Consider the following 15008-nt stretch of genomic DNA (forward strand, 5'->3'; position numbering starts at 1 on the left):
AAGGCAGGTATTGTACTCATGCAAAGATGGATTCGCGCGTTTATTCTAACGATTCTGGGTCTGCTCCTTGCCGGAGCCGGAACGGAAGCGGCCATGGACTATGTTCACGCCTCCTCAGCCGGAAGGGAAGGCGTTCATACAGGCAGCAGCGTCCGTACCTCGGAAGCTGTGCGGCAGACCTGGGCTGCCGAGCCGGAGCTGGAGTCCGAGCCTCTCCTCTCCTTCTCTGTGCTGAGCGACATTCACATCACCTCGTGGGATGCGGAGGCTCATCGCAGGCTGCGGGAGGCGCTTGCCGATCACGCGGAGATACGCAAGGACAGCAAGCTTCTCGTGCTGAACGGCGACCTCACGGATGGCGACGAAGCCGATTATCGCAGCTTGCTGGCGATCTTGAACCACACCGCCCATCCGCCGGTTCATGCGACGATGGGCAATCACGACTACTACCGTCTGTGGCGGGGACCGGACGGGAAGATGGATACGACCAGACTGAATCCCGCCTGGTCCAGCAAGCAGGCCGTGGAACAATTCATGCGAATGTTCCACTATGATAAGCCGTACCACGAGCTGGTGAGCGAGGGGTACCACTTTCTGTTTCTGAGCGGTGAAGCCTACCGCGATGTGCAGCCTACGGTAGGCGAGGACGCCTACCTGTCCCCTGAGCAGCTAGGCTGGCTGCGGGAGAGGCTGCAAGCGGCTGCGGCGGAGGATCCGCACAAGCCGGTGTTTGTCTTCCTGCACCAGCCGCTGCCGGGAACGCTGGACGGAACGGACCGGGAACGCGGCATCGTGCAGCATCAAGAGCTGCGGGCGCTGCTGGACGCACATCCGAATGTCATCTTGTTCAGCGGGCACACGCACTGGAACCTGGAGTCGACGCAGCAGGTGAAGCAGCTGCGCTTCCTCGCCGCATCGAGCGCGTCGATCCGGCAGGTATGGAATGGACAGAACGAGCCAGAGAGCCGCTCGCTCAGTCAAAGCTTGGTCGTGGATGTGTACAAAGACCACGTCATCATCAACCGCAGAGAGCATTCCAAGCGCCGCTGGATTCAGCCATCTATTAATAAAGGCTACGACGTTAGCTAGGATCAAGTAACTCTACAAAAATATCCATACTTCCCCGTCGCTTCTAGTGGCACTTTGACACCACAGCTGATTCAATTACTTTGCAGGGGGCTTCTAGGATAAGAAAAGACCGTAGAACAAGTTTCTACGGTCTTTCTTCATTCGATATGGCTATCTGGCTATTTGACGACCACTACAATCGTCACAGTCTTGCCCGCAAACTTGGCCGTCACGCGGGAGAGGCCTTTGTAGACTGCCGTAATTTTGCCGTCCTTGGTATCCGCCACTTTCTCATTGGAGCTGGTCCAAAGAGCCGCTTGGCTTACGTCGCCTTCTGAGCCGTCGGCATACGTCGCCGTCAGGGTCAGCTGCTGCGCGGAGCCCGCCGTCAGCTCCACTCTTGTGGTGCTCGCTTTTAAATATTTCAGCTTGTCGACTTCTACTGGAAGCGTCACGGTTTTGCCGCCGAATTTCGCTTTAATTGTAGCCTTTCCGTAGGAGTAGGCTGTCAGCGTCCCGTCTTCAACATCGGCTACCGCTATTTTGGACGAGCTCCATTCCGTTTCAGAGGTAACATCTCGGGACGAACCATCGGAGAAATAGGCCGTAGCCGTCAAATTCTCCGTTTGTGTGCTTTTGAGCTGCAAGCTTTTCTTACTCAGGACAAGCTTCGTCGCCACATCAATTTCCAGCGGGATGCTGACCGTCTTGCCGCCATATTTGGCCGATACGGTTGTTTTGCCTTGATCGTAGGCCGTCACTAGGCCGCCAGTGCTCACCTCTGCGATTTTTGTGGACCCAACTGTCCAATCCGCTTTATCTGTTACATCCGTGATGTCGCCGCTGCTGTTGGTCATCGTCAGTGAAAGCTGCGAGGTATCGCCATTTTTCACAATCAAAGACCTCTTGTTCAAGGTCAGCGCTTGCGCGATATTGACCTCTACCGCCGTTGTTGCGCTTTGATCGCCATAAGAAGCTGTAACGGTTGCCTTCCCGGAATCGACAGCTTCAACCAGCCCGTCATACACCGCAGCGATACTGCTTGATGAGGAAGACCAGCTCGCCGAGCTTGTGACGTCTTTGGTTGTTCCATCCTTAAAATACACTGTCAAGCCCAGCTGTTTGAAGCCGCCGTCGGACAGAGCCACCTTCTTCTCGCTCATGGCTATTCGTGTGATCTCACCTACGCTTACAGTGATGTCTACGCTTTTAAGTCCGAATGAAGCCGTTACCGTCGTAGCACCTCTGGAGACCGCCGTAATCTGTCCGTTCTGCACGGTCGCAACCTGTGCGTCTTTCACCGTCCATACGGCCTGATCCGTCACATCTTCCGTCGTATCATCCTCGAATGTCGCCGTCAACGCAACCTGCTTAACATCACCCGGCTGGAGCAGGTACTTCTCCTCTTTCGCCTGCAGCGTTTTCGCAGCATCGACCTGTACGGTCATCGTCGCCGTTTTCTCGCCGTATTGAGCAGTTACAATCGTTTCACCCGAACTATAGGCCTGCACGCTGCCGCGGCCGCATAAGCCACATCATCCTCGGAAGAGCTCCAGACCGCTTCGGAGGTCACATCCTCACTCGTGCCATCCGCAAAGGTCGCTTTCAAGGTTAGAGAAGCCGTATCTCCACTGCGGAGCGACAGCAGCTTGGTACTAAACTCCAGCTTACGTGCAACCGCTACATCCACAGTAACAATGACGCTTTTGCCCCCGTAAGTGCCCGTAATCGTCGTTCTGCCCGTCGAAACGGCATGGATCGCTCCGCCTGTCACATAAGCAATGTCCTCATCCGCGGATGTCCACGTCGCCTTACTCGTCACATCCTCGCTTGTACTATCGTCAAAATAAGCCGTCAAGCTAAGCTGCTTGGAGCCATTCTTTTGCAGGAACAAATCCGTCTCGCTGGAGGTCAGCTTCTTGACTTGATCCACATTCACCGTAATGACAGCAGATTGGCCGCCATAAGAAGCTGTGATCGTCGCCTGCCCCGGCTTCAATGCCGTAATATTGCCTGCCTGAGCGGCTGCCGTATCCGTATTGTCGGTACTCCAGCTCGCCTTGCTGGTCACATCCTCGCTCGTGCCGTCCGTGTATACGACCTTCAGAGTTACCTGTTTGGATTCATCGGACTTCAGAGACAGAGACGTTTCGCTAGCCGTCAGGCTTCTGGTCACATCAACCTGAGCCTGAATGACTGCCTTCTTCCCGCCGTACTCAGCCGTTAGGTTAGCTTGGCCCGAAGTTAGCGCATAGACATTCCCATCCGAAGCAAACGCGACTTCTTCATTATCGGAAGTCCAAGATACTTTATCCGTCACATCTTCTTGATTTCCGTCCATATATGTAGCTGTAATCGTAACGGCGGATTTGTCACCTTTATGCAGATTCAGCGTCGGCGTTCCAGCCTCCAGCGTTTTAGGTACGCCGGCATTGACCGAAACAGTCGTCGTCTTGGAGCCGTACTGCGCGGTAATCGTCGCTTCGCCTACGCTGTAAATGGTGATTTTACCGCTTGTAACGGAAGCGACATCCTCATTGTCCGACGACCACTCCGCTTTGCTGGTCACATCCTCCACCGTTCCATCTGCAAAGGTGGCATTTAGCGTCAACTGCTCGGATTCATCCACCTTCATGAACAGATCGCTCTTATTCACATCAAGGCGTTTGGCCATCTCGACATCCACGTATACCGTTGCTGTCTTCGTCCCGTACTCCGCGGTAAGTACAGCTTCGCCGGAACCGTAGGCTGTAACCAACCCTTTAAAAGCGTCCGCCACATTGCCTTGACTCGTGCTCCACTCCGCTTTGTCCGCAACGTCCACGACCGACCCGTCGTCGAAAGTCGCCATTAGCTTCAACTGTTGGGTTCCGCCTGTACGCAGCTCTAAGCTGCTCTGATCGATGTCCAGCCTCCTTGCCACATCGACATTCACAGCAATCGTGACCGATTTATTGCCATACTTGGCGGTAATGACGGCCTGTCCTGAAGAGAGCGCCGTGATGAGCCCATTTGAAACTGTGGCAATTGCATCGTTATCGATCGACCATTCCGCCAATGCATTTACATTCTCGGTCGAATTGTCCGTGTAGGTTGCCGTCAAATTCAGCTGCTCTGTTGCGTCTATCCGCATGTTAACTGTGGACTTGCTCTTCGTTAGACTTCTTACCTTCTTCTTGACCGTCACATTGACGACCACTGTCTTAGCCAAGTAAGTAGCCGTTATCACGGTAGTCCCTTCGGCTTTGGCTACTACGGTGCCGTTATAGACCGTTGCGATCGACGTGTCCCCTGAGCTCCAATCTGTCAAAATCGACACATCATCCGTAGAGCCGCTGGCATAAATCGCCGTCGCCGTAAGCGTCTGAGAATCGTCCACCGACAGTGTCAGACTATTGGTTGAAAGCACCAATCGTGAGATCGTTTCACTGGCATATGCCCTTCCTGCTCCCCAAGCACCTGAGATACTAGTGAGCATAACCAATGTCAAGCAAACGTAGAAGATAAACACCTTTCTTGAAAATGCCGCTGGCTTCGCCATTCGTTCCTACCCCTCCATGTCTTATTCGGCCTGATTAGGCATGGTACTCTTCGCCATATTGTGACAGGAGCAGATGAACAACTCATGAACGGAAGCTGAACTCCCGCTGAATGTTTGTCGATTTCTATCGAATGGCGGAATCATGCTGTCCCAGGGCCTGTCACATCCAAGCGGTAACCTAGCCCGCGGACCGTCGTCAGCGCGATACGGCTGCTCATGGCTCCGATTCGGCTGCGCAGCCTTTTGATATGGACATCTACCGTACGCTCGTCCCCGGCATAATTGACACCCCATACTTGCTCGATAATCTGACCCCTTGTCAGGATTTGGCCCGGATAGCTGGCCAGCGTGAATAATAGCTGGAACTCCTTGAGCGGGAGGCACATACTGACTTGGCCGATACGAACCTCATGCATGGAGCGGTCTATCATCAAATCCCCAACTTCAATTCTTGCAGAAGCTGCAATCCGGTAGCGCTTCAGCAGCGCTCTCACTCTCATGACCAGCTCTCCCGGGTGAAAAGGCTTGGTCAAATAATCATCCGAACCCAGCTGAAAGCCGCGAATAATATCCTCATATTCCCCCCTCGCCGTCAAAATCAGTATCGGGGCACTCACAATCCTCCTAAGCTCGCGAACCAACTGCCAGCCGTCTGTTTGCGGCAGCATGACGTCCAGAATAATCAGATCGGCCTGCGCCCGCTCCAGCATAGCCAGCGCCTCCTTGCCATGAGATGCGCACAGCACACCAAAGCCCTCTTCCATTAATGTATGCTTGATATAGCCTTGTGCCGACTCATCTTCATCCACGATCAGTATTTGCGCCATCCCAATCCTCCCCCTGTTTGATCATTTGCAGACACGCCAAAAGGGCGTTTGTACACAATGCGTATACAACGCCCCTGACGGTACGCGGCTTGTTCTTAGTATTGAAGCTGCTTGACAAGACGCTTGGCCGTGCCGTTTGGCGTCTGAATCGTTTCGTACACGTTGACATGGTAGCTGGTCGAGCCCTGCTCTTCTTTCAAGCTGGAGAATACAATCTTTTGCTTGCCGCTGATGAGTTTATTCTCGCCTGTGAAGGTCATAGCGGAAGTACCCACTACACGATCGAACGCGTCGACCAGATCAAATTCCATACCGGAGAAATTCGAATCGACGATAACCGGATCCGGATGCTGCAAATCCAACTCAAGGTCGAGCTGATACGTGTATGATCCGTTATTGTAAGTCCAGCTGAGATTATAGTCGTTGAATTTGACTTGGAACGGATAGAACGAAATGGTGTCGCTGTCCGATTCTTTTTGCATGCTGACTTGATAATCACCAAGCGTTACGCTGCCTTGGGATACCGACTTGTCATCAAATACCCGCAGAGCGAAGCTATCGTCCTCTTCTGATTGCGGCAGCAGGTAGGAATAGCTGACCACATAGGAGGTTCCAGGTGTAACCTGCGTCGCTGCCGAGCTCTGTCTGACTCCGGTAAAGGAATTCCCCTTGCTGTCGACCAATTCGTTCGCAAGCTCAGGCATGGCTACGGGACTTGAGCCTTTGTTCGTAATTTTATATTTACCAATCGCCGTCTTGTAGCCGAGATCATCATTCTCGTGTACATGGAATTCCACTAGAGAGATGTCCAGGTTCTTATCAATGACGCTGTTATCTGCAAATGTCAGATTATCGCCCAGCGTATAGGCATTCGCAGCTGTAAATCCGCTTGCCGCAACAGTCGCCCCGCTTAACTTGAAGATCGCAACCGGCATCTGGTTGCTCGAGCTGTTGCTTGACGAGGAGGAAGCCGTCGATGACGTTGACGATCCCGTTCCCGAAGTGGAGGAGGTCGAAGTCCCCGTCGTAGAAGACGCTGCCGTCGTGCTGCTTGCGCTCGAGCTTGAAGCATTGCTGGTTGTCGACGAAGACGTTGTTGTGCTTTTCGTGGAAGTCTTCTCCCAGAGCACGAGCTGAGCCGTATTCGGGTCAACCCCGCTTGGCAGAACCGCATTGAAATAATAGGAGACCGATTTCGCTGGATCCAGGTACGTATCTCTTGCCGAATTATCGCTGGAGGATACGGATGCTCCTGCGTCTCCGAACTCATAGGAAGCCAGGAAGGTCGGAATCTCAGCAACGGCATCGCCTTCATTCGTTAGCGTAACGACGGTTTGAATATGAATGCCGTCCGCTTGCGTCGTATACGTCGATTTCTCCGCTTTGACCGTCAGGTTCTCTCCGTCATGCTGCCCTGCGTAGCCTGTCTTGTCACCCAGCGCAACCGTCGTGAAGGAGCCTCCCATATTCATCGTGCCCAGAGTAACCTCTTCCGTTTGGTTCATGTAATAGAACTCCAGATTCAGTCCTGAATCCGCTAGCTGCTTGGATACCTCTGACTTCACCGTGATGAAGCCTGTTTGCTTCGGAAGCAGCGTTTGGTCGGAGCCGTCTGCAATGGAAGCTGTGTATTCCAAGCCGCTTGCATCTACAAGCCGAACCTGGAGTCCCGATGGCAGCTTCAAGCTGGAGGAACCTAAGTTCTGAACGGACAGCTGTGTAAAGGTGTACCATTTGCCATCCTCAGACGCTTTGACGCTTTGCCCCAAACGGAAGGAGACGGAAGCATCGTCAGCAAGCGTGCTGTCCAGCGTATGCAGGTTCAGAATTTCTTCCGGCGCAGAGCCCTCATTCGCCTGGGCCACAGCTGCTACGGACAGCTTGCCGAGGTGATTCATGAAATCGGACTGGCTGCTGTCCCAGCGGAACACTTCAACCTGCAGCTGGTCGGCGCTCTCCCCGGTTGGAAGGCTGGAGTAGAAACGGAAGGTCTGATCCTGTCCAGGCTCCACACTCGCGCTCTTCTTCTCGCTAAGCTTGGAAGTGAAGCTGCGTCCCGACGTATCCGTTACCCGAACGCCGTAGTTATTGAAATCAATCACCGAGCTGTCTCCATTATGGAGATTGACGGCAAATTGCAAGGAAGACGACGATAGCGATGCTTGCTCCAGCGTAAAGTAGGAGGAGCCGGATATGAAGACACCTTCCGGGCCGCGTGGGCCGCCGGCGATGGAGCCGCCCAGGACATCACAGTCATGCTTCCGGTTAGCAGCAGAGCCAAGCTTGTATGTTTTATGGAAAGGGATGAAAGTTTACGAATCATAGTGAGAAACCTCCTAGTTTTTTCGTCAGATTTGGAACCAGTGATGTTCGAGCTTTAGATGTAGGCTGACGAGCTTAACCAAACGTTAGTCGAAGCGCAGCGCATCAATTGGCTTCAGCTTAGAAGCTTTGTTCGCCGGATATAGACCGAAGATGACGCCGACCAAAGCGGAGAACAGGAACGCATACAAGCCAACGCTGATCGACAGGCTCGTTTCCTGACTTGGATTGATATACGGCCACGCTAAGGCAAGACCGACACCTGCCAACAGCCCTATTAATCCGCCCATGCCGCTGATTAACGTCGCCTCGACCAGGAACTGCAGCAAGATATTGCGCCGCTTGGCACCAATCGACTTGCGGATACCGATTTCCCTCGTCCGCTCACTCACAGTTACGAGCATGATATTCATAATCCCGATACCGCCGACCACCAGAGAGATCGCTGCTACCGCAACCAATTGATTGGTTAGCGAGCTGGAAGCCGACTGTCTGGTACTGATTAATTCAGAAGAGTTGAAAATGTTCCACCCTGAGGTGCTCTTGAACTTGTTGGTTAAATATGCTTCCAGCACCGTCTGTACGCGGGACACCTGTTCCCCCGAAGCCGCTTCTACATAAGCCGAGCGAATGGAACCAAGCTTGAAGTCCCGGCTCATCGTCGGCAGAGGGACAAGTACGGCGCTGTCGAGCGACGTACCGCTCGTATTGGAGCCTTTGCTCTTCAGCACGCCGATGACGGTATACATATATCCGTTCACGTTTAGCTCTTCATCGAGCGGGTCTTCCGTACCGAAAAACTGTTTCGCGACGTCGCTGCCGATAACCGCTACGTGATTGCGGAAATCCAGGTCCGCTTGCGCGAGGAACCGGCCGCTTGCCATCTCGCCTTTTTGCAGCTCCAGATAGCGGTCATTGGTACCAGTGACATTGTACGTTTCCTCGTCACGATCATATTTTACATTGGCGCTGTTCTTCGACATGGTTGGGGCTATGGATTGGATCCCCGCCGTACCTTCGAGCTGCATGAATTCGTCGTAATTCAGCTGTGTGGCGCGCCCGTTCCCCATCAAATTCACAGTAAGGAGGTTCGTACCGAGCCCTTCGTACTGCTTTTCAATCGCTTTGGAGGTGCCTTGACCGATCGCGACCAGCGTAATCACCGAGCTGACGCCGATGATCACGCCCAGCATAGTCAGCACCGTGCGAAGCGGATTGGCGCGGATCGTTGCCAGCGCCATCTGGATTAACTCCCAAGCTCTCATACCAACGCCTCCTGTTTGCTTACCTGAGCGGGAAGCGGCTGATTCCGCACATCCTTGATGATCTCTCCGTCCCTGAGGGTTACGACTCTCCGCGCATTATCGGCAATGTGATTATCGTGGGTAATCAGGACAATCGTATTGCCCTGTTCATTCAACTGTTGAATCAGCTCCAGCACCTCGATGCCTGTCTTGGAATCGAGAGCTCCTGTTGGTTCATCCGCCAGGATGAGCGACGGCGAGATGGCTAGCGCTCTGGAGATAGCAACCCGCTGCTGTTGGCCGCCCGAAAGCTCACTCGGCTTATGGTGACCGCGCTGGCCCATGCCCAGCTTCTCAAGCATCAGCTGCGCCCGCTCGCGGCGCTGTTTAGCCGGAATGCCAGCATAAATCATAGGAAGCTCTACATTTTCGATAGCGGTAAGTCTGGGAAGCAAATTAAACTGCTGAAAAATGAAGCCGATCTTACGGTTCCTCAGCTCCGCCAGCCCATTGTCGGACATGTTCTCGGTAGCAACGCCATCTAGCATGTACGTGCCCGAGGTCGGGGAATCTAGCAAACCGATCGTATTCATAAGCGTAGATTTACCGGAGCCGCTGGGACCGATAATCGCTACAAAGTCGCCCTCCACGATGCTTAGCGAAATTCCCTTTAGAATTTGCAGCGTTTCTTCACCGCGCGTATAACTCTTCGTGATCTGATTCAGTTCGATCATATTCATGTTAGGTGGCTCCTTCCCTGTAACTGATTATTCACGTCCGCTGCGCCCGCTGCTTCCACCGCCGAAGTTGCCGCCGCCTTGGAAACCTCCGCCCGGCATACCGCCTCCAGGGAAGCCGCCCATCATTTGCTGCTGATTGGTAGTCGTCGTCTTTCTCGTCGGCATGACGACCTCGTCGCCTTCGTTAAGTCCCTTCACGACCTCCACTTGCGTTTTGCTGCGAATGCCGATCGTAATTTCTTTTTCCTCTGTCGTGCCATCGGCCTTCTTCACCGTTACCGTACTCTTGCCTTTGGTCGTGGTCACAGCTTGCAAAGGTACTACCAAAATATCCTTCTTGTCTTGGATGTAAATCTCCGCTGTTGCCGTCATGGCATACTTCAAATCGTTGGCGTCTGTATTTTGAATGGAAATCACAGCGTCATAAGTGGTAACTCCATTCGTAGTCGTACCTACATTAGAAATCTGCGTGACTTCACCTTCAAACGTTTTGCCGGAGATCGCATCGACTTTAACGACTGCCTTCTGTCCAACCTTCACGCTAGTAAAGTCAAGCTCATCGACCGCAACCGCAAGCTGCATGGTACTCAGACTCGCTACAGCCCCTAGTGTCGTGTTTGCCTCGACTTGCGCGCCAACCGGATAGCTATTCAGCACATTCGTTTTGCTGTTGGCAAAGTCTGCGGAGAAGATGCCGTCAAAAGGTGCCGTAATCGTCAGCTGATCCACCTTTTGCTGAGCATCGTCCACTTTAATTTTCTGGCTTTCAATGGAAGCCTCTTTACTGATGATTTCGTCCTGAAGATCGTCATTGAACAAGGAGGCAATCAGATCGCCCTGCTTCACCGTGTCCCCGTCTTTGAACTTCATCGTTTTGATCGTACCGCTCGCATCTGCAAATACTGCCGAAGTACGAATATATTCAAGCGCCGCTTGATCGGTGGACTCCGTCTTGTCATCACCGCTGCCGATGCTGCCTTTTACTTTCATCCCCTCCGAGAGGGTGCCGTCATTCTTCACATGGACTTCCACATTCACGATTTTATTACCGTTTGCGTCAGCCGTAACTTCCCGTCCGATCGAGTCTACCGTCCCGACTTTCGATAGCAAGTAGCCGTCTACGGACAGCTCCACCGAATCGCCCTTTTTCAGCTGTACGGCTTCCTGCAGTGTAAAAGGAAGCTTGACCTTGTACTCCGATGTGTCGGACACCGTCCCGATTTTCGTTGTCTTGCTCACTTGACTGCCCGCGTCCAGATTCGAGCTGAGCGTCAATTTCCCGCTGATCGGCGCGGATACCGTCATGTGATTTTGCTCGGACTCTAGTTCAGCCAGGTCCTTTTGCATCTGATCCAAACTAACCTGCGCTTCTTTCAGATTGGTTTCCGTCGAAGGCACCGATAGCTCGACGAGCACGTCACCCTTTTTCACGGCCTGATTCTTGGTCAAATTCATCGTTTTAATCATTCCGTCTACAGGAATTACGATATTTTGCATATTTTGAGCTTGCAGCTGGGAAGTCCCCGATATCGTCGAGCTGATGGAGCCTTTCGTCACCTTCATAGCTGTCTGTTGCGTTGTTGTAGCAGCAGGCTTGGCACTTGTATGTACATAGTAATAAGTGCCGGATCCACACAATAGCGCCGCTAATACTACAATGATCCATCTTTTTTTATTGCGAACCTTCATCCGTAATTCCCCTCTCCCTATCTCTCGTGGAAAATGAATGTTTCCCTGTCATATCGCTTCACAAGTTCAAGTGTAGAGCTTGTAACTGAATCGCGTCTGAGTGTAGGCTGAAAGTAAGTTGAACGGAAGCTGAAGATTTGCTGAATGCCCGTTTCCTTTGGGAGGCGAGGCATCCTTGCCGAAAAACGATTTAAAAGATTCGCTTCTCATGCTCGATGTAGAGTATAGTAAAATTAGTTGAAAATATATGCTAGGGGGATATAGCCATGTCACAGGATATTTGGATCAACCTGCCGGTCAAAGATGTCGAGAAATCTACTGCCTTTTTCAATGAGATTGGATTCCTTGCAGAGAGCTATGGTAACGAGAGAGCTAAGCTTGCCATAGGCCAAACGACGATTCTGCTGTTCCCAGATGCGGCTTTTGAGAAATTTACAGGTTCAAAAATCGCGGATACTTCCCATAGCGCTGAGGTCATATTTTCTATCGGGGCTGGAAGCAGAGAAGAGGTAGACACCTTTATTCAAAAGGTAGAGGCAGCTGGAGGAAGCATCTTTGGCAAGCCGAGCGAAACGGACGGCTGGATGTACGGCGCCGGTTTTGCCGATCTGGACGGCCATCGCTGGAACCTGCTGTACATGGATGCGAGCAAAATGCCGAAACGCTCATAATTTGAGTTCATGCAAATGACAAAAGGAGCAGTGGCCGAGGCGCCAACTGCTCCTTACTAATTAGATCTAAAGTCCCTCATATACATCGAATGTTCCTTAGCTATCTTATCTAACATCGGATAGCTTCGCCGTTCGTTCAATGCCATCGGCAATTACATGGTACAGCTGGTGTGGGAGGTCGTGTCCCATGCCCTTAATCAACATGAGCTCGGAGCCCGGGATAGCAGAAGCCGTATCCTCGCCACACGCCGGAACGAACAGGGGATCATCTCCCCCATGAATAACAAGTGCTGGGGCTTGTATAGTCGCTAGCCGCGGACGACGGTCACCGGAGACAGCGATCGCTGCAATTTGCCGTCCGAAAGTGCCTGGATCGTAGGCTCGATGGACTTCCTCCAGAATAAGCTCCCGATAAGTGTCCTCTTCAAACGGATAGCCGGTGCCGGCGATACGTTTGGCAAAAGAGAGACTGTGCGCCAGAAATCCTGCTTCATCCTCGAACGGATTCGGCGCCGGTTTTGTCATCATTGCCATAACATCCGGGGCGGATTGCGGAAGAGCGGGATTACCGGAACTGGACATAATGGAGGTAAGAGATAGCACCCGTTCAGGGTACCTACTAGCTGCAATCTGGGCGATCATTCCGCCCATCGACCTGCCAACGAAATGTGCCCGGTCAATAGAAAGGGCATCGAGTAAACCGATAGCGTCGTCGCACATATCATCGAGCGTATAAGGGATGTCCGGTCGTTGTCCGGACATGAGAGCAGCCGCTAGTGCGTCAAAATCCAGCGCCCGATGATGGCTAAAGTGCGTCGAGCAGCCCGCGTCGCGATTGTCAAAGCGGATCACGCGAAAGCCCCGCTCAGCTAATATTTGGCAAAACGGAACCGTCCATCGGATCATTTGGGTTCCAAGACCGGCGATTAGGAGAATCGCCGCGTCGGTTTCGTTACCGAAGCTGTCATAGGCCAAATCGACGCCGTTAACTTTCAGCATGTCCATGGTCATTGTGCACCTCCGTGTGAATCGGTATCAGTATCGGGAATTCGTTTTTCCTTTATCCGTGCTTCCATTTCTTTCAAGAATTGATCGATTCCCCTGTCTATCTCTTCATCATCATAATGAAGTATAGAAGCCAATCTGCCGATGCGAATTTGCTTCGCTTTTTCCTTTTGAAGCTTTTGGATCCGTTCTAGATAAGACTCCTTATCCTCAACCCCTTCATCTATTGTTTTCTTAATAAGCACCATTTGAATATCAATCTTATTCATGGGGTCAAGATTTCTTGTGAAATTATGCTCATCGACTAGATACGATTCATCGATATCAAAATAATCACTAAGTGCTTTTAATCTTTCTTGCGGGATCGGTCTGCGTTTTTTAATCCAATCCGAAAATTGTTGAGGAGTAATATGTAACTCCCTGCCGATCGCTGAATAAGATTGTTCATTGACCAATACGAGATATTCTAATGTGGTTTTCGCATGTAACATCTTTGGAGTATTCATCGTCCCACCCTTTGACGTAATTTACGTCAATTATAGCAAAAGACATAAAATACGTCAATTATCCCGACGTATTTTATGTCTTCAGTTTGTCCTGCAGATTCATTTCCAAGCAATCTGCACGTTCAACGAAACAACCTTTTCTCGTCCCACCACCCGCAGCGACATACAAAGGAATCATTCCGATTGAAATACGAGTCTTCTAAGGTAATAACAATACTGCCAAAGGTGCTTGGTACTCCAACTTTTAGTTGATGGCGGAGCTGTCCGCAGTTGGAGCTGCCGATGCATCTGGAGCTGGAGCTGCAGGCTTCTGATGCGTATCCTCAACGAATTTTTTCAAAGCATCCGTCATGCTTTCTTTCAGCTTGCTGATGAGGTCGTCTTCGCTGATGCCTTTAGCAGCTGCGATTTCAACGATGGATTTGCCGGCATCACGCTCTGTTTTCAGCTCATCCTGTGTCATGCCCAGAATCGTAGTCAGTGCCTCGGAGCTGCCCATCATGCCGCCGCCAAAGCCACGGCCGCCATCAGGACGTCCGCCCGGACCGCCTTGCGGTCTTGGGTTCTCAATTTGCTGCTTCAGATGATCGGAAAGATTTCCCGTCATTTTATCCGCTTGCTCTTGTGTTATTTTACCCGCTGTCACATCTGCCGCGATCGCCGTTTGTTTAGCCTCAACCAGCTTCGCCAAGAAGTCGGCTTCTGTCATTCCGGCAGCTTCCGCCACTTGCACAAGTGTCTTGCCGTCCTTCAACGAATCTTGAATTGAGCTCTCCTCTACGCCGAGAATCGTTGCCGCTTCCTTCTCCAGACCTCCGCCGAAGCCGCCCGGGCCTCGTTGACCTCCCATTGGTCCGCCGTTGCCGCCAGGGAACCCTCCTCTGTTTCCAAAACCTTTATTTTCAACCTGCTGCTTCACACGGGAAGATAGGTCTGTTTTAATTTGATCCGCTTGGTCCTGCGTTAGTGAGCCCGCCGTCACCTGCTCGTCGATGGCAGCTGTCTCAGCTGCTACCAGCTTGGCTACGAAATCATCCTCTGTTAGGCCAGCTGCCGTAGCGATTTCGAGGAGTGTCTTACCTTCTTGGAGAGAAGCTTGCACAGCACTTTCCTCTATGCCTAGTACGGTAGCTGTCTCTTTGACGATATTTCCGCCGTGGAAACCGCCTTGATGGCCGGCAGGTCCGCCCTGGAAGCCGCCGCGCATTTTGCCTGCGCCGTCCTTCTGTTTAGTTGTACTGCTGACGGTGTCAGCGAAAGCTTGATTATGTAACGTTCCAACGAGGCCTGCTCCAAGAACAAAGGATGCTGCGATTGTACCTGCAAGAATTTTTTGCTCAAAGTTTTCATCATGGGTTCCACCTTTTTCATTTTATTTTTGTTTACATTTCGAAG

The 15008-nt window shown here is 52.0% G+C and carries 12 protein-coding genes; 2 read left to right on the forward strand and 10 right to left on the reverse strand.

All coding sequences use genetic code 11. From position 1 onward, the window contains the following. The first annotated feature begins 18 nt into the window (after positions 1-18). Complete coding sequence (locus tag L0M14_RS25275; protein WP_235119194.1) at positions 19-1089, forward strand: metallophosphoesterase family protein; 1071 nt, start codon at positions 19-21, stop codon at positions 1087-1089. A 158-nt stretch (positions 1090-1247) separates the two neighbouring features. Here the strand turns inward: L0M14_RS25275 and L0M14_RS25280 are convergent, their stop codons facing one another. The 7 genes from L0M14_RS25280 to L0M14_RS25310 all read right to left on the reverse strand — a co-directional run bounded on the left by L0M14_RS25280 (position 1248) and on the right by L0M14_RS25310 (position 11431). Further along, entirely contained in the window at positions 1248-2579 is a 1332-nt protein-coding gene (locus L0M14_RS25280; protein WP_235119195.1) for an Ig-like domain-containing protein, read from the reverse strand. Next, entirely contained in the window at positions 2546-4609 is a 2064-nt protein-coding gene (locus L0M14_RS25285) for an Ig-like domain-containing protein (RefSeq protein ID WP_235119196.1), read from the reverse strand. The genes L0M14_RS25280 and L0M14_RS25285 overlap by 34 nt, the downstream gene beginning before the upstream one ends. 140 nt (positions 4610-4749) lie before the next feature. Beyond that, positions 4750-5436, reverse strand: a complete 687-nt coding sequence (locus L0M14_RS25290; RefSeq protein ID WP_235119197.1) for a response regulator transcription factor — start codon at positions 5434-5436, stop codon at positions 4750-4752. Between the two features lie 95 nt (positions 5437-5531). After that, positions 5532-7538: a hypothetical protein gene (locus L0M14_RS25295; protein WP_235119198.1), complete on the reverse strand. Its 2007-nt coding sequence runs from the start codon at positions 7536-7538 to the stop codon at positions 5532-5534. Between the two features lie 306 nt (positions 7539-7844). Next, the gene (locus tag L0M14_RS25300; protein WP_235119199.1) at positions 7845-9023 is read right to left on the reverse strand and encodes an ABC transporter permease; all 1179 of its coding nucleotides are present in this window, start codon (positions 9021-9023) and stop codon (positions 7845-7847) included. Beyond that, positions 9020-9742, reverse strand: coding sequence for an ABC transporter ATP-binding protein (locus L0M14_RS25305; RefSeq protein WP_311198783.1), 723 nt, complete (start codon positions 9740-9742; stop codon positions 9020-9022). Before L0M14_RS25305 ends, L0M14_RS25300 begins: the two co-directional genes overlap by 4 nt. A 27-nt stretch (positions 9743-9769) precedes the next feature. After that, on the reverse strand, positions 9770-11431 hold the full coding sequence (locus L0M14_RS25310; RefSeq protein ID WP_235119200.1) for an efflux RND transporter periplasmic adaptor subunit: 1662 nt from the start codon (positions 11429-11431) through the stop codon (positions 9770-9772). A 266-nt stretch (positions 11432-11697) separates the two neighbouring features. Here L0M14_RS25310 and L0M14_RS25315 point away from each other — a divergent pair, with 266 nt between their 5' ends. Further along, positions 11698-12102, forward strand: coding sequence for a VOC family protein (locus tag L0M14_RS25315; protein WP_235119201.1), 405 nt, complete (start codon positions 11698-11700; stop codon positions 12100-12102). Between the two features lie 105 nt (positions 12103-12207). Here L0M14_RS25315 and L0M14_RS25320 read toward each other — a convergent pair whose 3' ends face one another. From L0M14_RS25320 to L0M14_RS25330, 3 genes are all read right to left on the reverse strand, one after another. Continuing rightward, entirely contained in the window at positions 12208-13107 is a 900-nt protein-coding gene (locus tag L0M14_RS25320) for an alpha/beta fold hydrolase (protein ID WP_311198926.1), read from the reverse strand. Between the two features lie 2 nt (positions 13108-13109). Then, positions 13110-13613: a helix-turn-helix domain-containing protein gene (locus tag L0M14_RS25325; RefSeq protein WP_235119203.1), complete on the reverse strand. Its 504-nt coding sequence runs from the start codon at positions 13611-13613 to the stop codon at positions 13110-13112. Between the two features lie 244 nt (positions 13614-13857). Then, on the reverse strand, positions 13858-14820 hold the full coding sequence (locus L0M14_RS25330; protein ID WP_235119204.1) for a hypothetical protein: 963 nt from the start codon (positions 14818-14820) through the stop codon (positions 13858-13860). Positions 14821-15008 lie beyond the last annotated feature (188 nt).

The organism is Paenibacillus hexagrammi, from assembly GCF_021513275.1.
Taxonomy (GTDB): Bacteria; Bacillota; Bacilli; order Paenibacillales; family NBRC-103111; genus Paenibacillus_E; species Paenibacillus_E hexagrammi.